The 21,144-nt window shown below is 48.0% G+C and carries 27 protein-coding genes; 19 read left to right on the top strand and 8 right to left on the bottom strand.

Features of this window, described 5'->3' with window-relative positions; translation table 11 throughout:
- Nucleotides 1-21: 21 nt before the first annotated feature.
- On the top strand, nucleotides 22-588 hold the full coding sequence (locus tag H7F15_RS03200; protein ID WP_185195520.1) for a DUF922 domain-containing protein: 567 nt from the start codon (nucleotides 22-24) through the stop codon (nucleotides 586-588).
- Nucleotides 589-737: 149 nt separating this feature from the next.
- Here H7F15_RS03200 and H7F15_RS03195 read toward each other — a convergent pair whose 3' ends face one another.
- Nucleotides 738-2,276, bottom strand: coding sequence for an FAD-dependent oxidoreductase (locus H7F15_RS03195; protein WP_185195519.1), 1,539 nt, complete (start codon nucleotides 2,274-2,276; stop codon nucleotides 738-740).
- Nucleotides 2,277-2,486: 210 nt separating this feature from the next.
- Between H7F15_RS03195 and H7F15_RS03190 the strand changes: the two genes are divergently transcribed.
- On the top strand, nucleotides 2,487-2,843 hold the full coding sequence (locus H7F15_RS03190) for a tRNA-binding protein (RefSeq protein ID WP_185195518.1): 357 nt from the start codon (nucleotides 2,487-2,489) through the stop codon (nucleotides 2,841-2,843).
- Between the two features lie 2 nt (nucleotides 2,844-2,845).
- On the opposite strand, the gene H7F15_RS03185 is transcribed toward H7F15_RS03190, so the two are convergent.
- Complete coding sequence (locus H7F15_RS03185) at nucleotides 2,846-3,355, bottom strand: DUF4296 domain-containing protein (RefSeq protein ID WP_185195517.1); 510 nt, start codon at nucleotides 3,353-3,355, stop codon at nucleotides 2,846-2,848.
- A gap of 59 nt (nucleotides 3,356-3,414) precedes the next feature.
- Between H7F15_RS03185 and H7F15_RS03180 the strand changes: the two genes are divergently transcribed.
- From H7F15_RS03180 to H7F15_RS03150, 7 genes are all read left to right on the top strand, one after another.
- Complete coding sequence (locus tag H7F15_RS03180) at nucleotides 3,415-4,296, top strand: DUF58 domain-containing protein (protein ID WP_185195516.1); 882 nt, start codon at nucleotides 3,415-3,417, stop codon at nucleotides 4,294-4,296.
- Nucleotides 4,289-5,242 carry a hypothetical protein gene (locus tag H7F15_RS03175; RefSeq protein ID WP_185195515.1) on the top strand — a complete coding sequence of 318 codons (954 nt, stop codon included), beginning with the start codon at nucleotides 4,289-4,291 and terminating at the stop codon, nucleotides 5,240-5,242. Before H7F15_RS03180 ends, H7F15_RS03175 begins: the two co-directional genes overlap by 8 nt.
- Entirely contained in the window at nucleotides 5,184-6,236 is a 1,053-nt protein-coding gene (locus H7F15_RS03170) for a VWA domain-containing protein (protein WP_185195514.1), read from the top strand. Before H7F15_RS03175 ends, H7F15_RS03170 begins: the two co-directional genes overlap by 59 nt.
- A gap of 211 nt (nucleotides 6,237-6,447) precedes the next feature.
- Nucleotides 6,448-7,134, top strand: a complete 687-nt coding sequence (locus H7F15_RS03165) for a YggS family pyridoxal phosphate-dependent enzyme (protein ID WP_185195513.1) — start codon at nucleotides 6,448-6,450, stop codon at nucleotides 7,132-7,134.
- A 21-nt stretch (nucleotides 7,135-7,155) separates the two neighbouring features.
- On the top strand, nucleotides 7,156-7,599 hold the full coding sequence (locus H7F15_RS03160; RefSeq protein ID WP_185195512.1) for a DUF2750 domain-containing protein: 444 nt from the start codon (nucleotides 7,156-7,158) through the stop codon (nucleotides 7,597-7,599).
- Between the two features lie 23 nt (nucleotides 7,600-7,622).
- Nucleotides 7,623-8,066: a hypothetical protein gene (locus H7F15_RS03155; protein WP_185195511.1), complete on the top strand. Its 444-nt coding sequence runs from the start codon at nucleotides 7,623-7,625 to the stop codon at nucleotides 8,064-8,066.
- Nucleotide 8,067: 1 nt separating this feature from the next.
- Nucleotides 8,068-8,445: a DUF423 domain-containing protein gene (locus tag H7F15_RS03150; RefSeq protein ID WP_370523377.1), complete on the top strand. Its 378-nt coding sequence runs from the start codon at nucleotides 8,068-8,070 to the stop codon at nucleotides 8,443-8,445.
- 74 nt (nucleotides 8,446-8,519) lie between these two features.
- Here the strand turns inward: H7F15_RS03150 and H7F15_RS03145 are convergent, their stop codons facing one another.
- From H7F15_RS03145 to H7F15_RS03135, 3 genes are all read right to left on the bottom strand, one after another.
- Entirely contained in the window at nucleotides 8,520-8,960 is a 441-nt protein-coding gene (locus tag H7F15_RS03145; RefSeq protein WP_185195510.1) for a DUF1573 domain-containing protein, read from the bottom strand.
- 82 nt (nucleotides 8,961-9,042) lie between these two features.
- Nucleotides 9,043-10,449 carry an ATP-dependent RecD-like DNA helicase gene (locus tag H7F15_RS03140; RefSeq protein WP_185195509.1) on the bottom strand — a complete coding sequence of 469 codons (1,407 nt, stop codon included), beginning with the start codon at nucleotides 10,447-10,449 and terminating at the stop codon, nucleotides 9,043-9,045.
- A gap of 264 nt (nucleotides 10,450-10,713) precedes the next feature.
- Nucleotides 10,714-11,178, bottom strand: a complete 465-nt coding sequence (locus tag H7F15_RS03135) for a PaaI family thioesterase (RefSeq protein ID WP_185195508.1) — start codon at nucleotides 11,176-11,178, stop codon at nucleotides 10,714-10,716.
- On the opposite strand from H7F15_RS03135, the gene H7F15_RS03130 reads away from it, so the two are divergent.
- The 3 genes from H7F15_RS03130 to coaD all read left to right on the top strand — a co-directional run bounded on the left by H7F15_RS03130 (nucleotide 11,166) and on the right by coaD (nucleotide 13,243).
- A complete protein-coding gene (locus H7F15_RS03130; RefSeq protein ID WP_255481058.1) occupies nucleotides 11,166-11,702 on the top strand; it encodes an NUDIX hydrolase in 537 nt (178 codons plus the stop codon). The two genes, H7F15_RS03135 and H7F15_RS03130, sit on opposite strands and share 13 nt — an antisense overlap.
- Nucleotides 11,703-11,768: 66 nt before the next feature.
- Nucleotides 11,769-12,656: a DUF3822 family protein gene (locus H7F15_RS03125; RefSeq protein ID WP_185195507.1), complete on the top strand. Its 888-nt coding sequence runs from the start codon at nucleotides 11,769-11,771 to the stop codon at nucleotides 12,654-12,656.
- Between the two features lie 107 nt (nucleotides 12,657-12,763).
- On the top strand, nucleotides 12,764-13,243 hold the full coding sequence (gene coaD / locus H7F15_RS03120; RefSeq protein WP_185195506.1) for a pantetheine-phosphate adenylyltransferase: 480 nt from the start codon (nucleotides 12,764-12,766) through the stop codon (nucleotides 13,241-13,243).
- Here the strand turns inward: coaD and H7F15_RS03115 are convergent.
- Complete coding sequence (locus H7F15_RS03115) at nucleotides 13,197-13,877, bottom strand: NUDIX hydrolase (protein WP_185195505.1); 681 nt, start codon at nucleotides 13,875-13,877, stop codon at nucleotides 13,197-13,199. The two genes, coaD and H7F15_RS03115, sit on opposite strands and share 47 nt — an antisense overlap.
- Before the next feature lie 105 nt (nucleotides 13,878-13,982).
- Between H7F15_RS03115 and pyrE the strand changes: the two genes are divergently transcribed.
- On the top strand, nucleotides 13,983-14,621 hold the full coding sequence (gene pyrE, locus H7F15_RS03110) for an orotate phosphoribosyltransferase (RefSeq protein ID WP_185195504.1): 639 nt from the start codon (nucleotides 13,983-13,985) through the stop codon (nucleotides 14,619-14,621).
- A gap of 833 nt (nucleotides 14,622-15,454) precedes the next feature.
- Nucleotides 15,455-15,952 carry a metallophosphoesterase gene (locus H7F15_RS03105; RefSeq protein WP_185195503.1) on the top strand — a complete coding sequence of 166 codons (498 nt, stop codon included), beginning with the start codon at nucleotides 15,455-15,457 and terminating at the stop codon, nucleotides 15,950-15,952.
- Nucleotides 15,953-16,059: 107 nt separating this feature from the next.
- On the opposite strand, the gene H7F15_RS03100 is transcribed toward H7F15_RS03105, so the two are convergent.
- Nucleotides 16,060-16,242, bottom strand: a complete 183-nt coding sequence (locus tag H7F15_RS03100) for a hypothetical protein (RefSeq protein ID WP_163914465.1) — start codon at nucleotides 16,240-16,242, stop codon at nucleotides 16,060-16,062.
- Between the two features lie 79 nt (nucleotides 16,243-16,321).
- Between H7F15_RS03100 and H7F15_RS03095 the strand changes: the two genes are divergently transcribed.
- From H7F15_RS03095 to H7F15_RS03075, 5 genes are all read left to right on the top strand, one after another.
- Entirely contained in the window at nucleotides 16,322-17,341 is a 1,020-nt protein-coding gene (locus tag H7F15_RS03095; protein ID WP_185195502.1) for a low specificity L-threonine aldolase, read from the top strand.
- 160 nt (nucleotides 17,342-17,501) lie between these two features.
- Nucleotides 17,502-18,125 (top strand): DNA-3-methyladenine glycosylase, encoded by a 624-nt coding sequence (locus H7F15_RS03090; protein WP_255481057.1) that lies wholly within the window; start codon nucleotides 17,502-17,504, stop codon nucleotides 18,123-18,125.
- A 100-nt stretch (nucleotides 18,126-18,225) separates the two neighbouring features.
- The gene (locus H7F15_RS03085; RefSeq protein WP_185195501.1) at nucleotides 18,226-18,933 is read left to right on the top strand and encodes a hypothetical protein; all 708 of its coding nucleotides are present in this window, start codon (nucleotides 18,226-18,228) and stop codon (nucleotides 18,931-18,933) included.
- A 101-nt stretch (nucleotides 18,934-19,034) separates the two neighbouring features.
- The gene (locus H7F15_RS03080; RefSeq protein ID WP_185195500.1) at nucleotides 19,035-19,718 is read left to right on the top strand and encodes a carboxypeptidase-like regulatory domain-containing protein; all 684 of its coding nucleotides are present in this window, start codon (nucleotides 19,035-19,037) and stop codon (nucleotides 19,716-19,718) included.
- On the top strand, nucleotides 19,702-20,187 hold the full coding sequence (locus H7F15_RS03075; RefSeq protein WP_255481056.1) for a DUF2255 family protein: 486 nt from the start codon (nucleotides 19,702-19,704) through the stop codon (nucleotides 20,185-20,187). Before H7F15_RS03080 ends, H7F15_RS03075 begins: the two co-directional genes overlap by 17 nt.
- A gap of 37 nt (nucleotides 20,188-20,224) precedes the next feature.
- Here H7F15_RS03075 and H7F15_RS03070 read toward each other — a convergent pair whose 3' ends face one another.
- Nucleotides 20,225-21,136 carry a DUF58 domain-containing protein gene (locus H7F15_RS03070; RefSeq protein WP_185195499.1) on the bottom strand — a complete coding sequence of 304 codons (912 nt, stop codon included), beginning with the start codon at nucleotides 21,134-21,136 and terminating at the stop codon, nucleotides 20,225-20,227.
- Nucleotides 21,137-21,144 lie beyond the last annotated feature (8 nt).

Below are 21,144 nucleotides of genomic sequence, written 5' to 3'. Positions count from 1 at the left end.
AATATAAATCTTTTAGCCAAGATGAATTTTATTGCCCTCTTCCTGTCGTTGCTGACGGGCTACATTGCGCCCGCACCGGTACTTGCAAAGCCTGTATCCGAAGAAAAAAAAGCAGCTAAAACAGAACAGATTGCCTGGTCTGCTGACAGGCGCCTGGCCTGGAGCGATTTTAAAGCCAGCCCCGACACCCTGAACCCGCACCACGCCCTGACGGCTGCCAACCTGGCCGTAGATGCCAAATGCAACGCCAATACCTTTGCCTACGACGTAAAATGCGTTTTCCTGGCTACCGAATCCTGGACCAAGAACACCAGATCAGAAAAACTGTTGCACCACGAGCAGCTGCACTTCGACCTGACCGAAGTACACGCCCGCCAGCTCCGCAAAAACCTGCAGGCATTGGGAACATCCTGCCCCGATGCCAAACCCAGATTAGCTGCCGTTGTGAATGCCGCTTTTGCAGACTGGAAAGCCGACCAGGAAAAATTTGATGAACAGTCGCGCCACGGCCTGGACGCCAAAGTCTCTGAAGTCTGGGAACAAAACATTGCCAAACGCCTGAAACAACTGGAAAAATTTAAGAGCTAAAAGAGTTAGGAAGTCTGGAAGTCAGAAAGTTAAAAAGGGCAACTATAGTTTTCGATACTATAGTTGCCCCTTCTGTTTTAAAACCTATAGTTGATCATCAACTATAACTATAAGCTCCTCATTAATAATCAACAACTAATAACCAGCAACTATCTGCCACCCGGTTTTTCAAGATCTTTGGTGGCGGGGCCGCTAATTACTTTGCCAAACGGGTCGAAGCGGGAGCCATGGCACGGACAATCCCAGGAGTGCTCGGCGCTGTTCCAGCTAACCACACAGCCCAGGTGCGTGCAAATGGCAGAGCATTCGTGGCGCACGCCGTCCTGGTCGCAGTAAACGGCAATTTTATTTGGCCCACGGCCCATAATGCGCCCTGTACCTGGTATCACCTCCGATGCGTCTTTTACTTCGCCGCCGGTTACGTAGTCTTTGTACTGGGCTGCCACATTCAGGTTCTCTTTTAAAAACTCGCCGGTAGTTTTCAGGCTTACGCGTGCCGGGTCGTAGATCGTTGCCCATTCATTCTTTCGGCCCATGATCAGGTCTGTGAGCAGCATACCGGCAATTGTTCCGTGTGTCATACCGTGGCCAGAGTCGCCGGTGGCAATGTACACGTTATCAGCATCCCCGGGATTTCTTCCTATAAAAGCCAGGCTGTCCACAGGTTCCAGCACCTGTCCCGACCAACGGTAAACCACCTCTCCCGCCATCGGGAAGTGCTGTCGCATCCAATGCTCCAGTTTCTGATAGCGCAGCGTTGGGTAATCGTCCTGGCCGGTCTTGTGGTCTTCGCCGCCAACTATAAGCAGGTCGTCTGTGCCTTCGCCTCCCGATTCTTCCAGCCTGATGTAGTGGTAAGGGTCCTGCATATCCCAGTAAAGAGCATCCGGCACCTCCCCTTTGGCAACGCGTGCCCCAATTACATAGGTGCGGTAAGGCGCCTGTTTGGTGTGCATGGTTACCACATCGTTAACGGGCACATTGGTAGTTACTACCAGGGTATTCGCGGTTACACTATGTCCGTCCTGGGTTACTACCGTGGTAACAGGTCCGGTCCTGAACTCTACGGCTTTGCTTGCGGTGTAAATCCGAACATCCTTGTCCAGCATCGCATTGGTTAACCCTGCCAGGTATTTAAGCACATGAAAACGCCCCTGGTTCGGGAAGTGCAGGCAAGGCAGCTCGGTAAGCGAGCCTAAGGGGCAGGATTTACGCAAAATTACATCGCGCCAGCCAATCTGGTGAGCGGCTTCCAGTTCACGGGTCAGTTGTGCTTCTTCTTCCTGGTTGTTGGCAAACATGTAGCCGTCCAGACGTTTAAACTCGCAGTCTATTTTTTCATCTTTTATGATGGCTTCAATTCTATCGATAGCAGCCATGTGGCTTTGCACGGCCAGGCGGGTACCATCTACTCCAAACAAGCGGATCAGTTCCGGAAAACCATCGTCGAGGGCGCTGGCCAGGTGTGCGGTGGTTCGGCTGGTTTCGCCGCCGCAAATCGTATTTTTTGCTTCCAGTATAACAACCGTTTTTCCTTCCTTCATCAGGTGATAGGCCGTGGTCAGACCGGCAATACCGGCCCCGACAATGCATACATCGCAGGTAACGTTTTCCTGTAACGGATGTGTGACAGGCATAGCAATGCCATCTACCCAGACAGACTTACTTGCTCCGGATTCTTCTTTCATAGTATGGGGTGTGAGCGTGTGATGATTAGCAGCTTGCACTGCACCTTCTGAACAGCAGAAAGGCTGCATAGGATTACGAAGGACTGAGGCTTATGTTACTTTTTGAGGATCAGCCCGCAGTGCAAACTATAGCCTTCTACCACGCTGGGGTAACAGGATTTAGACAGCTTCTATTATATTTGAGGAAAGATTAAACTATAACACGAACCGATGTACGCACCAGAACAGGCACAGGAAACAATTAGCTGGCAACAGTTTGAGCAAACCGATATACGCGTAGGAACTATACTGGAAGTGCACCCATTTCCGGAAGCACGCAAGCCGGCCTATAAACTAACAGTAGACCTCGGACCGCTGGGCATCAAGAAATCAAGCGCACAGGTAACCAAACACTATACCCCAGAAACCCTGATTGGCCGGCAGGTGCTGTGTGTGGTGAACCTGGGTAAAAAACAGATCGGTACGTTTATGTCGGAAGTGCTGGTGACCGGCTTTGAAGACGAGAACCGAGATATTATACTGGCACAGCCTGCGGGAAAAGTACCTAATGGCAGCAAGCTAATCTGAGCTTAAGGGTTATCCCGTTCCAGTTCCGGATCGGCAGGTCTGCCCGGCGCCTTTAGTGGCCTGTCAATTAACCTTACTCTTTCCTCCCTGGTGCGGGTTGTATCCGGTATGCTGTCATCCAGCAACACCGGAGCCATCTCCTGATCACTTCCTGGTAAACCACCTTTCTTGGCTATCAGTTTAGCTTCGCGGGTCGTGAGGGTATCGAGAACGGCTTCGTATAGCCTGTCCATTTCTGCCAGGTTGGCGGCGTAATAATCGTAGGTATCGTGAAAAGCTTCCGACGAAACCTTGTGCTGCTGCAGTATCTCTTTATGGCGTTTGTTGTACACCATCACCGCCGAATCCGGGTAATTTATCGTGGATTCTATGACGGACTCCATCACATGCACATCTGCCAGTATCTGCGCCATTTTTCCTTCCGGTATCATGTCATCAGGCTTCTGTACCTTGTCCGGGGAGTTGCAGCCCAGCAGCGCCAGGCAAAAAAGTATGTAGAAAAGTCGTTTCACGGATGTAAATTACGGCAATTAGTCCTAATTTTAAAATCTCACACCAGGACAACAGCAGTATGAAAGAGCTTGTTCAAAAGCTGCGCAAGTACGAGATCCGGATACGAAAGGCAATCACTACCCAGATGCAGGGCGATTTCCACTCGGTGTTTAAAGGCACCGGGCTGGAGTTTGACGACGTGCGCGCCTACCAGTACGGAGACGACGTGCGCACGATAGACTGGAATGTGAGCGCCAAAGGCCATGGTACTTTTGTAAAAACATACCGCGAAGAAAAAGAACAATCCGTGTTCCTGATGCTAGATGTGAGCGCTTCGCAAACTATAGGTACTGGCAGACAACAGAAGATAGACGTGGGCAAGGAGATCTGTGGGGTGCTGGCCATTTCGGCGGCAAGGCAGCAAAGCCAGATCGGCATTATCTGCATCTCCGATCAGAAGGAAAAATACCTGAAACCGGCCAAGGGAATTGAGCAGGCCTATGCCATTATCAAAGCCCTGCACGAGCTGCAACCTAAATCGGCTAAAACAAACCTGGCCGCCGGCATCCGCCTTACCCTCGATATCATCAAGCGCCGCAGCATTGTGCTCCTCATCTCTGACTTTATAGACATGAACTATGAGAAAGAGCTGCAGATGCTGGCCCGACGCCACGACCTTATAGTTATACATTTGCTGGATGTACGCGAGCGCAAAATGCCGGGCATGGGCATTGTGCCGGTGCTGGATAAAGAAACAGGCAAAATGGTATGGCTTAATACATCGGGAGAAGAATTTCAGAAAAAATATTTTGCGCAGTACCAGCAGAACCAGGAAAACGTGATCCGCATCTGCCAGAAATACCAGGCCAACTACCTGGCGATAGAGGCCAACGAAGATTATGTACCACAGTTAGTGAACCTGTTCAGGCTCCGCAATAAAACCCACAAAAAGAGTGCTTAGGTTACTTTTATTTTTAGCTATAGTTATATGGCCGGTTTTGGTGAGCGGGCAGCAGGTGGCACCGCCTGTTGGCACCTTCAGCACCGATACCGTAAAGATCGGGTTGCCGGTTACCTATACACTGGTGCATAAACATTCGGCCAGGCAGGAGATCATACTCCCAGGCACAAACTATAACTTCACTCCTTTTGAGCTGGTACGTAAAGATTTTTACCCGACCAGAACAATTGATGGCCTCAGCACCGACAGCGCCGTTTACACCCTCCGGACGTTTGACACCAAAGCAGTGCAGGCCCTGAGTTTGCCGGTTTTTATTCTGCAGGGCAAAGACACCATACGCGTAAATGGTGACAGCAGCCGGGTGGTACTGCACCAGTTAGTGGATAAGGTACGGGAACCCTTAACGTTTAAAAACCAGACCACGCTGATGCCGGTAGCCGAGCGGTTTAACTGGCCGGTACTGCTGCTCTGGATCACATTCGTGACGCTGGTCTCCACGCTTATCTGGCTGATCTTCGGGCAAACCATTAAAACCAAGTATAAACTATACCGCCTGCGCAAGGACCACCTGTATTTCACCTCGCGTTACAATTCGCATATCGACCGTTTCGTGAAGACGGGTGTTTCGCAGAGTATGGAGAAGGCCGTATCGTTGTGGAAGAACTACCTGACCAAACTGGAACGAAGCGCCATCAACTCATTCACCACCAAGGAGATAGTAGAATATTACGACAACAACGAAGAAGTAAACGATGCCCTGCGCCTCTGCGACAAAGCCATATATGGCAACGTGCAGCACGAGGCCGATACCGAAACCAAAGATGCCTTGCTGCTGCTCCGCCGCTTTGCCAAGAGCCGTTACAAAGCCCGACGCGAAATAACCAAAAATGCTAAGAATAACAGACGACATGCTGGACTGGCTGAGCCTGGAATGGTTCAGCCTTAACACGCTGCGCTCCTTCGACTGGGTGTTTCCGCTGGTACTGTATGCACTGCCGGTGGTGCCGCTGCTGTTTTTACTTAAGTGGCTGTTTACCATAAACTCCCGCAATAAACTGAACGTGGCCATGTTCGATGGTAAACTACAATGGCAATGGATCAGCCTGCTGCGGTTTATCCCCGATGTATTGTTCATCCTGTTCATTATGCTGGTACTGATAGCTCTGGCACGGCCGCAGCGCATAAACGAGCAGGTAGAGCAAACCTCCGAAGGTATCGACATTGTGCTTGCCCTGGATGTGTCGGGGTCGATGGAGTTGCAGGACATAAAACCCAACCGCTTGGATGCCGCCAAAGAAGTAGCCCTGGATTTTATTAACGGCCGTGTGCAGGACCGCATCGGGCTGGTAGTTTTTGCCGGCGATGCCTATTCCCTTGCCCCGCTTACCACCGACTACCAGATGCTGCGCGAAAGTATTAATTCTATCGGGTTTAAGATGATAGAGAACGATGGTACAGCTATAGGCAGCGCCCTGGCCGTGGCCACTAACCGCATGCGCGATTCGGAAGCTAAAAGCAAAGTGGTTATATTGATCAGTGATGGCGAAAACACAGCCGGTAGCCTGGACCCGCAAATGGCAGCACAGTTAGCCAAAGGTTTTAATATAAAACTTTACAGCATCGGGATTGGTAAAGATGGGCAGGTACCTTATGCGGTAGATGATGCCGGCAAAACGCAGTTTGTGGAAACCAGGCTGGATGAAAGCAGCCTGCGTGATGTGGCAACTATAGGTAGCGGACAGTTTTTCCGGGCCGACAGTAAGGATGCGCTGCAGCAGATATTTAAAAGTATAAACCGGTTAGAGAAAACAGAAGTAAGTGAAAAACGCTTCCGCGACGCCAAGGATTACTACCAGGTGTACCTGAAATGGGCCCTGCTCCTGCTGGTTTGTTGGATGCTGCTGAAAAACACGTTCATAACCAATGTGCTGGAAGACTAACTATAGTTTGGAAGTTAGAAAGGTATAAGTCAGAAAGTCGGACGTATTATAGTGTGGCTTCTGCAGATTCAGGTGATACTAACTATATTTTTTGCCTGTAGAAAGAATAAACCGTACCTATAAACCTTAATTTCGGCACCCTGTAACTATAGTTGTTAAGCATCAGATTTCAGTTAATCAAAAGTCAGTTATTCAACATTAACCTAAAACTATGAGCACAATTGCAGAAAACATACGCTACTTTGACGAGCAACTGAAAGATACGCCGGCGCGGCTGGTAGCGGTAACCAAAACACACCCCGTAGAAACTATAAAGGAAGCCTATGATGCGGGCCACCGCCTGTTTGGTGAGAACAAAGTGCAGGAACTTGTAGATAAATACGCGCTGCTTCCCCACGACATTGCCTGGCACCTGATCGGCCATCTGCAAACTAACAAAGTAAAATACATCACCGATTTTATAGACACCATACAGTCCGTTGACAGCCTGAAACTGCTCGTAGAGATCAACAAGCGGGCGGAGCAGCGCAACCGTACCCTGCCTATCAACTGCATGCTGCAACTATCTATCGCCGACGAAGAAACCAAATACGGCATGACTTACGACGAAGCTGTTGCCTTGCTGCAGTCCGAAGAGTACCGCAACATGCATTACATCCGAATCACCGGCGTCATGGGCATTGCCACCAATACGGATGATGAGGAAAAGCTACGTCAGGAATTCCGGCAGCTTCGCTCCTATTTTGAGCAGTTAAAGGAAACGTTCTTCTTCGCAAATCCTGATTTTAAGGAAATATCCATGGGGATGACCTCGGACTGGCAACTGGCCCTGGAAGAAGGCAGCACCATGATACGCGTGGGCAGCGGTATTTTCGGCTCGCGCAACTATAACAAATAGCAAAACAAAACACACAAAAACATGCAAGATCAAAACGAAGCCAATTACCGCAAGTTTATACAGCAGGTTGCCGCTACCGAGCAGGTCTGGGGCTTATCTCAAGGCGACATCTGGGCTACTTCCAGCTCCAACGAGTACGAAGACACAGAAGTGATCCTTTTCTGGTCTGATGCCGAAGGTGCCAAAGCCTGCGCGTCGGATGAGTGGGCAGACTATAAACCGGAATCGTTGCCGGTAGCCGAATTTCTGGAAAACTGGTGCGTAGGCATGTACGACGATGGCCTGCTGGTAGGTACCGACTGGACAAAAGAACTGCAGGGCCGAGAAGTAGACCCATTGGTAGTAGCCCTGGATGTGGTGCAGGAACTGAAGAAGACAGGCAAAGAAATTAACCTGGAGCAGTACGACAGCCTGAGCGAACTGGAAGAACAGATCATTGATGCGCTGGAAGGCGAAGAAGATTAATTTCCTTACCTTTCGGGCAGTACATGTTAAAGCTACCGTCAAAAGTAAATAACAAGTTTATTCTGGTCGCACCTGTGTTGCTGGGTGCGTACCTGGCCATCATGTACCCGCTGCACAATGTTATATTTACCGTTATTTTCGCCAGGTTTGGTGTCAGCTTTACAAACGATTACCCGCTGCTGACGGCATTTTTGCTGTATGTGGCAACAATACCTTTAGCGGTATTCTTTAACAGGCTGCTACTGAAACGGCCCCAGAGTTATGATGAAAAACTGGTAGGCGGGCTGGCTGCCAACGTGGCCTTTAACATAACTATAGCGCTCATCTTTAGTTTTATAGGCGGATCTATAGTTACCCTGTTAGTAATTCCGCTTGTGCTATCCTTTTTCGGTTTCATTATCGCAGCCCTTGTTATAGCACTGATCGAAACTATAGAAGAGAAGTTCTTATCCCTTAAATCAACCTAACGTGACACAAAAAACCATACTCCTTATTGCCAGTGCTTTCGGAGCCTTATCGGTAATGATCGGCGCCTTTGGGGCACACGCCCTTGCCCCTATGCTGAATGCCACTAACCGCACTGATACCTTCGAGACAGCTGTAAAATACCAGATGTACCACACGCTGGCCTTACTTGCCGTTGGCCTGTTGTTATTCCGGGTAGAGCATCCGGCCTTGCAGGTTGCGGCCTGGGCTTTCTTTATCGGTATCCTTATTTTCTCTGGCTCGCTGTATACCCTGTGTTTGACAGGCATTACCTGGCTGGGTGCTATTACCCCGTTGGGCGGTACGGCGCTTATAGTTGGCTGGGCGGCTTTGTTCTATGCTGTGTTAAAAGCGCTGTAAACCGAGCAACTATAGTTAAAAACACAAAAGCCATCCCGATCAGGATGGCTTTTGCTTTAGAGAAAAAAGGCAGCTTAGTTTTTAGCGCTTGCCTGCTTTTCTTTGATGTTGGTTTTAATGTACACATGCACCGGCTCGCCCGTGTTGGAGTGTACTGTAATAGCTTTGCTCTGCTGGCCTAATCTGCCGGCGCTGTTGTATTTAGCAGTCACAAAACCTGTTTTACCTGGCATTACAGGCTCCTTGCTCCAGGCCGGAGAAGTACAGCCACACGTTACATCCACGCGCTCAATTACCAGCGGCTGCGTACCCGTGTTCTTGAATTTGAAGGTATGCTCTACTACATCGCCCTGCGTAATATCGCCGAAGTTGTGCTCCGTTTCTTCGAACGTGATAACAGGACCCGCTTTAGCCTGTGCCTGCGGTGCAGTAGGTTGTTTAGTAGGCTGCTGTTGTGCCACAGCGCCACCTGCAGCAAGGGCTGCAATTGCGAACGAAAGGATAAGTTTTTTCATGAGAATGTTATAGATTATACGGTTCCTACGGCCGGATTCTTTATTTTGTTGTTACAACGCAGCAATATAAGATTTTAGTTCGTTAGTTGGCTAATAATTGCGCGTTAAAGTTAAGCAGGTATAGTTCTTCGGATGACCGGGTAAGGGCCGTGTACAGCCAGCGGGCAAATTCCTGGTTCACCATCTCATCGTTCAGGTAGCCTTGCTCTACAAACACCGCCTGCCATTGCCCGCCCTGCGCCTTGTGACACGTTAGGGCGTAGGCAAATTTTACCTGCAACGCATTCAGGTACGGGTTTTTCTTCAGTTCCTTGGCCCGGTCGCGCTTGTTGGGTATGTCCATGTAGTCCTGCAGCACTTCTTCGTATAGTTTCTTGTTCTGGTCAGCTGGCAAAGCCGGCGAATCGCTGTGCAGGGTGTCAAGCATGATCTTGGTTTCCAGTTCTTCGGCATCGGGGTAATCCACGAAGCGCACGCGCACATCGGCAAACCGGAAACCATACATTTCTTCCAGCTTTATGATCTTGGTGATCTCTACAAAATCGCCGTTGGCCATAAACCCGATCTCCGAATCCTTAGGCAGCCAGAAGTAATTGTTGCGCACGATCATCAGGTAATCGCCTACGCCAATCTCATCCTCCGAAAAGAAAATGCTGCGCCGGATATGCTGGTTATACATGTTCGCCACTTTGTTGGAGCGGCAGATAACTATAGCATTCTCTACCCCGAACTTATCATACGCGTAGCGCAGGCCGTCTTCCAGCTTCTCGCCGGTCATTTTATAGATGTCGCGCCAGCCTTTGGTATGTAGTTTTATGTCGGGTTGCTCGGCACTTAACTGGCTGCGCAAGTTGGTGGCGTTCATCAGTATACCCGATGCTTCTGCCTGGCGCATCACCTGTTTCAGTTCGATTTCCTGCACCGCACAACGAAAATTGTGGCGCAGATAACCAGCATCCAACGATGGGCTCAGCACCTGCCCTACCGGCGGCAACTGGGCTGTATCACCTATCAGCAGCAGTTTGTTGTTCTTTTTCTCGAACACGTAATTCATCAGGTCCTGCAATAATCCATTTTGCCCGAAACCACTGTCATCTGCGATCATGGAGGCCTCGTCCACTATAAAAAAAGTATTCTCCAGCTTGTTGGGCATGCGCGTAAAAGCCAGCCCCTCAGAATATGGATTGGCAGTCTGACGGTAGATCTTTTTATGGATGGTAAACGCTTTTTTGCCACTATAGGTACTCATTACCTTAGCCGCCCGACCAGTTGGCGCCAGCAGTACATACTTATAGCCAAACTTGTTAAGGATCTTTACCAGCGAGGTAACCACCGTAGTTTTACCTGTACCGGCATAGCCTTTCAGCATAAACACCTGCCGGTCGTCTGCACTGGAAAGGATAAATTCATCCAGTTTGGCAAACAGCTTCGCTTGGTCCTCGGTGGGCTCAAACGGAAAATTCTGACGCAGTACTTCTACCGGACGCATTTTGGGTTAATTATGAATGATGAATTATTAATTATGAATTGACCAACTATAGTTGCTGGCACTGTTTAATGTTATCGTATTATAGTTGAAACTATAGTTCTATAGTCGCTATTGGCTCCCCTTTATTGCTAAAAGTTTAATTCCCCTCCTCGGAGGGGTTAGGGGTGGTTTACTCCAGCTCGAGTTCGCAAACTATAGTTACTTCTCAACATCTGAAACTATAGCTATAGTTTAAAAACTTTTAACTATAAACTCCTAAACGCTCTAACTCTTCAACTCTCTAACTTTCAGGTCTTCCGGGGTTATAGTTGCCATGCTGGTGGTGGCTTTGGCTATCAGCAACGGTTCGGCTTCATCTTTTACCACGTACACTTCGGCTTCGCAGAAATTAAGTTTGCGGCCCTGCTTTAGTACATAGCCTTTTGCCAGCAACTTGTCGCCCACGCCCGGGTGGAAATACGATACTTTTATTTCGGCTGTAACTACGTGGTGGTCTTTGGGCACTAAACTTACGGCGGCAAACCCGGCCACTATATCGGCTAAAGTGGCAATTACACCACCGTGCGTAAACCCTTTGTGCTGTTTGTGGCGCTGTTCCAGTTTTAGCTCGCCTTCTATTCTTCCTGCTTCTATTTTTGTAACTTCGAAGCCCATCAGTTTCATGAATTCCTGGCGCTCCAGTTTTTCGCGGATGTCGGCTTCGAAATCGGGATTGTATGTTTGGATCATATTACAAAAATACCACCAATACCACGCGCAAACAAACTATGACGGATATAAACCCTAACGCTGCCGCCTACGCCGATAAAGTACGGGTGCGGGTGTGCGGCATCTGCATACAGGACGAAAAACTGTTGCTGGTACGGCACCAGGCAACTATCAGGAACCGGGATTTCTGGGCACCACCTGGCGGGGGCTTACAGTTCGGCGAAAGTCTGGCTGATTGCCTGAAACGCGAGTTTTTGGAAGAAACCGGTTTAATAGTAGAAGTTGGTCGTTTCCTGTTTGTAAATGAGTTTATGCAGGCGCCCCTGCACGCCATCGAATTCTTTTTTGAAGTAAAAGCGACCGGTGGAGAACTGATAACCGGCCATGACCCGGAAGCTACTCCTGAGATGCAACTGATTGAGGAAGTAGCCTGGAAAACAAAGCACCAGGTACGCGAAATACCACTGCCCGATAAACACCGCATCCTGCATCATCTTTACTCTTTCAACGACCTGCTGAGCATGCCGCATCATTTCCTGAAATAGAAATGCCATCTTTTTAGTATACTTGCATAGCACTATAAACAAGCGTTTCATCACCAGCTTTATACTTTGAACACGATCAGTACTAACTTTCGGCTATCACACAAAATTCAGGACGAAGGCTTTACGCTCTCTGCCGCCAGTAAATGCAATATGTACGTATCGCTGGCCCAGAAAAGCATACGCCTGGCTATAGTTGACCTGGAGCGCGACAAGTTTGCGTTGCTGGAGGATTATGAGCTGATAACAGTGTTTACGCCTGCACAAGCCGCCGAACAACTTCGCCTGATCGCCAGTGAAAACCCGGTGCTACAGGAGCAGAACTGGAAAACGATACGCGTATCTGTGAGTAACCAACATTTTACGCTGGTACCCGAAACGCTGTACGACCCGGCCCACCAGCAGGACTACCTGCGCCTGCACAGCAACCTGAACCCGCAACTGGATGACGTGCTTGCATACCGCCACAGCAGTCTGGAAGCCGTTAACATTTTTGCCATAGAACGTGTGCTTCGCCAAACAATAGAAGACCTGTTTCCGGAGCGCCCGATCCAGTTTGTGCACCAGACCAGCTCACTCATTAAAAGTATTCTGCACCAGGCCGGCCGCAGCATTCCGCGCAGCATGTTTGTGTTTGTAGAGCGTGGCCTGGTAACTATACTGGTGGCCGACGAGCACGGGCTGCAATTCTGCAACATTTTCCAGTACCACAGCCCGGAGGATTTTATCTATTATATCATCTTTGTAATGCAGGAGCAAAAGATGAACCCGGAGCAGGAAACCATTACTGTCTGGGGCGACATTACGCACGATGCCTCCCTTTTCACCATCCTGCAGAAGTATATCCGCCAGGTTAAATTCGGCAGGAAACCGCAGAACATTGGCTACTCCTATAAATTCGACGACCTGTTTGAGCACCGCTACTTCGAACTCTATAGTTTACATCTGTGCGAATAAGTAATTTTGAATAACTGATTTTTGAATAATTGAATAGTTATCGGCTATTTTACCAACCATTGCATTTTAATTCAGTTATTCAGTAATCAATTATTCAAAATTAAACTATGAAACGCATTGCCCTTTTCCCTGGTTCTTTTGATCCTTTTACAAACGGACACCTGGATGTGGTGATGCGTGGTACCGAATTATTTGATGAGATCATTATTGCCATTGGGAATAACAGCAGCAAGCAGCGCTATATTCCGGTGGAACAGATGGTGAAAATTATTGAGAGCGTTTTTGTGGGCGTGCCGAATGTAAAAGTAGCTACTTACAAAGGGCTAACAGCTGAATATGCCCGGGAAGTAGGTGCTAAATTCCTGCTGCGCGGGTTAAGAAATACAACCGACTTCGAATACGAGAATACCATAGCCCAGGCCAACCGGCACGTAAACACCAACCTGGAAACTGTGTTCCTGATCACATCTCCTCCACTGGCAGCGATCAGCTCCTCTATTATCCGCGAAATACACCGCTTTGGAGGCGATGTAAGCGATTTTATACCTTTCCCGACTTCAGCGATTGCAGGTAGTGCCGAACTATAAACGCAATGGATGTATAGGCCTTTGGTAGTGCTTCCAGGGCTTCTTCCGGCGTCATCCAGCGTACTTCTTCAATAAACTCTTCGGCTTGCGGCTTCATCAGGCTGTCGTCGGTGCAGTTCATCACGTACCACGACGTTTTCTTTAATATCTTCTTGCCTTTAAACGCATAGGAGTGCCAGGTTTTAGGGAGCTTTTCTACCAACTCTACCTGTATATTACATTCTTCCTCCACTTCGCGCAGGGCGCCGGCTTTGGCATTTTCTTTTTTGTTCAGCTTCCCTTTCGGCAGATCCCAAACTCCTAACCTATAGATCATCAGGATCCTGCCTTCCTTTACTACCAGTCCGCCGGCCGCTTTCACGATTTTGAACTGGTCTTTCAGGTGCTCGATCAAGCGCTTCTTTTTGTTGGTGACCAGTGTCAGCGAGTTCAGTTTTTTCAGTTTCTTCACCTCCATCAGGCGCACCAGCCGGTCGATCAGCATCATATCCGCATCCTTAATGAGCACATCTCCCACCAGGTCTTTTGATGTGAAATGGCCATCGGCATCCAGCACCAGGTCGTAGTGGTGACGGTAAACTTTCTCGTTCGATCTTTTAAGAATAAGCGGAATATCGTTTATGAAAACGTTCATGTAGTAGGTGCTCTGGTTGAGCGTAATTTTACGCAAATAAGAAATAAATCATTTTATAGAAAATACAGCGCCAAAAAAAGATAAATAATTCTGTAATTTCGGCGCATGGATACTACGACGACAGCACATCAGGTAGCTTCGTTTCTGCTGGAAACCGAAGCCGTAAAGTTAAGCCCGGATAAGCCCTTTAAGTGGAGCTCCGGCTGGAACTCGCCCATTTACTGCGACAACCGTGTTACCCTTTCGTTTCCGCATATACGCAGCTTTATAAAGCAACAGTTGGCGGAACTGGTTAAAAAACAGTACCCGCACGCCGAAGCCATAGCAGGTGTAGCCACTGCCGGCATTGCGCAGGGTGCCCTTGTAGCTGACCTGCTGGAGATGCCATTCCTGTATGTCAGACCTGAGCCAAAGAAGCACGGCATGGGCAACCAAATCGAAGGCAAACTACTTGAAGGTCAGAAAGTAGTACTGATAGAAGACCTGATCTCAACAGGTGGCAGCTCCCTGAAAGCAGCCGAAGCCGTACGCGCTGCCGGCGCCGAAGTGGTAGGCATGGCCGCTATCTTTACCTATGGCTTTGCGCAGGCCGATAAAAATTTCGAAAACGCCGGTATTACCCTGCACTGCCTGAGCAACTATAGCGCCCTCACCGAAGCCGCCGTAGCCAACGGCTACATCCAGGAATCAGCCATGACAGCCTTAGCTGAATGGCGCAAGTCTCCGGAAACGTGGGGGAATTAATGACTAATGATTAATTAGGAATGACTAATAAAGGAGATGGAGCTTTGGCTTTGTCTCCTTTTTTTGTCTGAATCAGGATTTACAGGATTAAAGGATTTCCAGGATTGGGTGTTGCTATAGTTGGAACACCTATAGTTTTATAGTTGCTGTTGGTCATCCCTACCCCCTTCAAAGGGGGACTTTCTGATTTTGCTATAGTTTAGGCTATAGTTTTATAGTTACGGTTGGTCCAACCACCCCTACCCCTCCTTATCCAAGGAGGGGAACTCTGCTACTGCTATAGTTTAATTTATAGTTCCATAGTTACAGACCACGAGCAGGCAGGCGCAGCCTGTCCCCAAGGAATTACAATCACGAGAAAGTAACCGATTTGCTTTACCCAAGAGCCAATACAGTAATTATAGCCAAAGCAGCAGCTATCGAATGTGTTATCAGTCTTTGGGTTGAGCGCCTTTGACTTGTTGCGGTGCCGTCAGGCAATCAGAGGCACGAGGATAGCAGGAAGGCAGCAGCGCGATGCCCGAAGACGGGGCCTCCCGGCCCGGGAGGGAGCCAAACTAACTATAGCACGGTAGGCTCTTAGAGCTCCCAGGATTGGTAGAAACTATAGAATAACGGCTTGTTTCAAGTGGTAGGCAACGTCAACTATAGCAGGATAGCTTTTCAGCATCAACTATAGTTTGAGATAGATTTCTCACTCGGTTCGAAATGACAAAAGAGAGGGAATGAACTATAGGACACAAAAGATCCCTCAGCTAACGCTCGCAAAGACAAAAACCATAATACTTTCTCAAATCCACTCGTAAACCTTAACTTCACAGAAAATAAAAACCATGAAAATAGGCTTGCTCTCCGATACTCACTCCTACCTTGACGACCAAATCATCCGATTACTAACAGGTTGCGACGAAATCTGGCATGCAGGTGATTTTGGAACGATAGCAGTATCGGACAGGCTGAATGAAATTGCGCCTTTGCGGGGTGTGTATGGCAATATTGATGACGCTACTATAAGGCAGGTGCACCCAAAGGTAAACCGGTTTGTAGTGGAAGGCTTGGATGTGATGATGACACACATTGGCGGCTACCCGGGCAAATACCACCCGGATGTACGCAATGAGATCAAAGCAAACCCAGCGCAACTGTACATAACCGGCCACTCGCATATACTAAAGGTAATGACAGACAAAAGCCTGAACAACCTGCTGCATCTGAACCCGGGCGCTGCCGGCAGACACGGCTTTCATACCATGCGCACCATGATGCGGTTTGATGTAAATAACGGCAAAGTAGAGAACCTGCAGGTAATTGAGCTGGGCAAGCGGGCATAAAAAAAGTGTGCCTGCGGGTGCAAACACACTCTGAAGTCTTTCGAAAACCCGCCAACCGAAGCTTTCACAGCGTTGGCAGGCAGATGGTTTTACTTTGCCGTATAAGACTACTCAGCTGAAGTTTCTTCTGCCTTCTTGTTTTTTGGAGCCTCACCGAACTGAGCGCGCAGCTCGTCCATGTCAACATTCTTGATAACTGGTGTTAACAATAATTGCTTAATTCTGGCAACCTTGTTGTTTGCTCTTGCCTTATTTTTACGGTCTTTTCTTTTAAGTCTAGTAACTCCCATCGTTGCAAAGTTTTAATTTGAAGGGCAAAAGTAAAACATTATTTTTGAATTGTAAAGTATTTCCTGAACCAAAATTGATATGTTTATAACAGACCTCCGTTCCGACACCGTTACAAAACCTACACCCGAGATGCTGGAAGCCATGTTTGCAGCCCAGGTAGGCGACGACGTGTACGAAGAAGATCCCACTATAAATGCCCTTGAGGCCAAAGCAGCGGCCATGTTCGGCATGGAAGCCGGCCTTTTCTGTCCTTCCGGCACCATGACCAACCAGATCGCCATAAAAGCGCACACCGGCCCGCTAACCGAAGTAATCTGTGATGTAACTGCCCACATTTACCAGTACGAAGGCGGTGGCATTGCCTCCAACTCGTACGCATCGGTAGCATTAGTAAATGGCGAGCGTGGCAAAATGACGCCGGAGCAGATTGAAGGCAACATACGCCCCGATAACCTGCACCACCCGATCACAAAGCTGGTTGCCCTGGAGAACACCTGCAACAAAGGCGGTGGTGCTTATTATACGATAGATGAAATTGCAGCTATATCAGCGTTGTGTAAGCGCGAGAACCTGGCCCTGCACCTGGATGGCGCCCGCGTTTTTAATGCCCTGGTAGCCTCGGGCGAGGATGCCAAAAACTATGGCCTGTACTTCGACAGTATTTCGGTTTGCCTGAGCAAGGGATTAGGAGCCCCGGTTGGATCTGTGTTGTTAGGTAGCAAAGCCTTCATAAAGCACAGCCGCCGTATCCGGAAGGTGTTTGGTGGTGGCATGCGACAGGCCGGCTACCTGGCTGCTGCCGGCATCTATGCCCTGGATAACCATGTCGATCGCCTGGCCGAAGATCATCGCAAGGCTAAGCAACTGGAAGAAACACTGCTGCAGACAAACTATGTAGAAAGCGTACTGCCTGTCGAGACCAACATTGTTATCTTTAAATTAAACCAGAAGTACAACGATGCGGCCTTTGTGCAGACACTGGCAGAACAAAACATTCGCGCTTCGGCTTTCGGGCCGCAGATGATCCGCTTTGTAACGCACCTCGATGTAACCGACGAAATGCTGGAGCACACGCTAAAAGTGCTTAAATCGCTGTAATTGTTATCAAATTACTGATTAAGGAAAAGCTATTAACCTTCAGCTTTTCACACAAGTATTATGTTATCCCGAAAAAAGTGAGAGATCTATTTTGGATTATTGTGTATCTTAAATAGATCTCTCCTTTCGTAGGGGTGAAAAACTCTGAATCCATAAAACTATGAATAGCTCTACTCCTGCCCCTGAAGTGATGGCCGTACTTGGCAAAGATCCTGTACTGGCAACTATAATCGAACAGGGCCAGCCGCTCACTTCTTCCAGATCCGAAGACCTGTACTATAAATTGCTGAGCGCTATCGTGTCGCAGCAACTCTCCACAAAAGCAGCAGCAACTATATTTAAAAGATTCACAGAATTTTTCCCGGAAAATTATCCGCACCCGGAGCTGGTGCTGGCTGCCACAGATGAAATGCTGCGAAGCGTGGGGCTGTCGTTTCAGAAGATCGGCTATGTGCGAAATGTAGCCACTTTTGCAGCAGCCGGAAACCTGGAACATGCCACAATAGATGCCTTGGAAGACGAAGCCCTGATACAACACCTGACACAGATAAAAGGCGTTGGTCGCTGGACGGTAGAGATGCTGCTGATGTTTGCGCTGGAGCGACCCGACGTGTTTCCGGTTGATGACCTGGGCATACAGAACGCCATGAAACGACACTATAGTTTAGAGGAAACTGGCAAACCCCTACGCCAGCGTATGCAGCAGATAGCCGAGAACTGGCGCCCTTACCGCACCATAGCCAGCAAATACCTGTGGCAGTCGCTGAACAACACACCAAAATAGGTATAACAGCACAGTTGCTATAGTTTGAGAGTTGTACTTTATTTTACATTTATAGTTAAATTACTATATTGTGTACGCAATGTATAACTCCAACTATAGCATGAACAAACTTATCACCCGCTCCCCTCTTCTCCTGCTCATTTTTCTTACCGCTTTTTTATTTGCCTGCGAAAAAGAAGAACCACTTGTTGAAACTGAAATTTATGGAAAGATAACAGACATTGAGACGGGTGAACCATTAACCAATGTTACTATAAATTTAATCTCGTTTGGGGAGAATCTTCCTAACAATCAAAAAGGTGAGAAAATAATAGGCACAGCTGTAACGGATGTCGAAGGGAATTATGCTATGCTTGTGCCTGAAATAGCCGATAAAAAGTTGTACACTTTTGACTTTGTTAAAGATGGTTACGTTCGCACGCGTGAAAGTAACTCTGTCCTGATCTCTTTTAAACCGAACAGAAAGACACAGCACGATATGGTAATTGGCAAGGGTTCTTATTTAAAACTTACCGTTAAAAAAACGCCAAACACCAACAATACACTTAAAGTTTTTATCGCTTACAGTATAGATGGATTGGGAACGGGCCATGCTGATAACGAACCTTATTCAGGAACAAAATATGAGTTGAAAATAGATGCTACCAAAGCAGAGTCTGAAATCCTATATGACTTTTACTACGGAGATACCAGAAGATTTAACCTGAGTTGGGAAGTGACACAGGAACAGGATTCTCAGGTAAAAAAATACCAAACCGACATTTACCTGACAGAACACGACACAACTGAATTTGAGATAAATTATTAAAACAGCCAGGCATCTACCCTCTTACCAACTATACCGGGTTGCAAATACTGGATGGATGTCGATTTGATTTAACCCCATACCTTAAACTATACCCTTACACCATGCGCAAACTGAACAAACTTTACCTTTTATTTTTTGTAGCGCTGCTACTTACCTCCTGCGAAAAGGAAGAAACCGTAACGGAAATAAGCGGCAGAGTGCTTGATATAGAAACAAACACTCCGGTTGCCAATGCATCGCTTAACCTGACAGTAGCAGAAGGCATAAACAAAGACGGTAGCTTTGTGAACCCGGTTAACCATAATACCACATCCAACAGCGAAGGCAATTATAGTTTTATCATACCTGAGAACGGACAGCAGGAACTATTCCGGGTAACCGCCGACAAAAGTGGGTATGTTGAAGCAAGAGACGTGAATTACATATCTGAGCTGTTAAAATCAGGCCAGAAAAACCAACACGATGTACCTGTAGCAAAGGGCTCATACCTAACTTTAAGATTCAAACAAACACCATCTGATTCAGATAAAACGCTGAAACTTACAATAACCTATACAGCTAACAGCAATGAGTCACCACTTAATGGGATTTCTTTAAGGAGCGAAGTAGTTACTATAGACGCCAATACCACAGAAACCACTGTGTACCGCGGCTTTTACTACAAACAAACGAGCAAAGTACACCTAACCTGGGAAGTAACGGGTTCAGATGGCAAGTCCGAAACTTTCAACGAGACGATAGACCTGAAAGAACACGACACCGTAAATTTTGAGATCAGTTATTAACTATAGTTCTACAATCAGCAGCCATATCGCAAGGCTTGACAACTGTCCTACTGAAGTTAAGATCACCAATTATCCATTCATGAACACCAAAAACTATAGTTTCCCGGAGGACTTTTACCAGCACCTAGCGCGCCACACACTCACCGGCATAAAGGCAGGAAAAGACAGAACTACCTTCCTGAATATCTGGATGGTGAACGTGGACGGAAGAATATTTGCCAGAAGTTGGGGAAAGAGCAACCGGAGCTGGTTTACAACTTTACTGGATGAAAAAAACGGGCAAATTAAGTACGGAGACAAAGTGCTGAACATTACAGGAGTGCCCTGCAAAGATGCCCTGCTGAATGAGAAAATTGACCAGGCTTACAGGACACGCTATACAACCCCGGAGAACCTGCCTTACTCCATTGGCATTACCCAGCCCGACTATGCTGACTATACAATGGAGTTTCGGGTAGCGCCGCTATAGTTAATTTATAGTTTAAAGCGTGTAGTGTTTTCTATAGTTACCGCACTTTTGCCCGCTTTACCAGGTAACTATATAGCACCTTATCAAAAGGCTCGCTGATGTCTACCGGCACAAAGTCTATTTTGTACTGTCCGCATTTTAAAGCCAGCTCGCGTTTATAGTTCTCTACGGCAGTTTTGTAATGCTCGCGCACCTGCGATGGTTGAAGTTTTAGTTCCTGCCCGGTTTCCACATCCACAAAAATGTAAGGGCGCTCGGCAAAGTCAAATTCCTCTTCTGTTCTGCGGTCCATCACATGGAAGATCAACACTTCATGTTTCTGGTGCTTCAGGTGTTGCAGCGCCGAAAAAGTAGTATCCATATCCTCGTTGCGGCCCAGCATATCACTGAAAATAATAACCAAAGACCGCTTCGGAATCTGCTGCGCGATCTGGTGAATAACGCCGGGCACTTCGGTGCCGGAGCGGGCCGGAGTTGCATCTAACTGCTGTTGCAGGAGCAGCAGTAACGTGTGCAGGTGCGAGGCCGTGGAACGAACAGGAGTCTGTAGTTGAATAGTATCGGCAAAGGTAACCAGCCCTACCGCATCGCGCTGTTTGCGCAATAAGGTAGCGATAGCCGCCGCACAAAGCACACTGAACTTTATCTTGCCATGTGTATCCGTAGGGTAATACATCGACGGCGACACATCCAGCAGCAGGTGGCAGCGCAGGTTGGTTTCTTCTTCGTAACGCTTTACAAAAAGCTTATCGGTGCGGGCAAAAACTTTCCAGTCTATGTGGCGGGTGCTTTCGCCGCTGTTGTACAGGCGGTGTTCCGAAAACTCTACCGAGAAGCCGTGGTAAGGGGATTGGTGCAGCCCGGTAATAAAACCTTCCACCAGTTGCTTTGCCAAAAACTCCATGTTCTCGAACTTCTGAACATCGGCAAGGGTGATGGGCTGCTTCATGGGCTACA

Source organism: Pontibacter sp. Tf4, assembly GCF_014212495.1.
In the GTDB taxonomy this organism is placed as follows: Bacteria; Bacteroidota; Bacteroidia; order Cytophagales; family Hymenobacteraceae; genus Pontibacter.
Note: the sequence above shows the minus strand (reverse complement) of the source record. Positions and strands in the feature narration are given on the sequence as shown.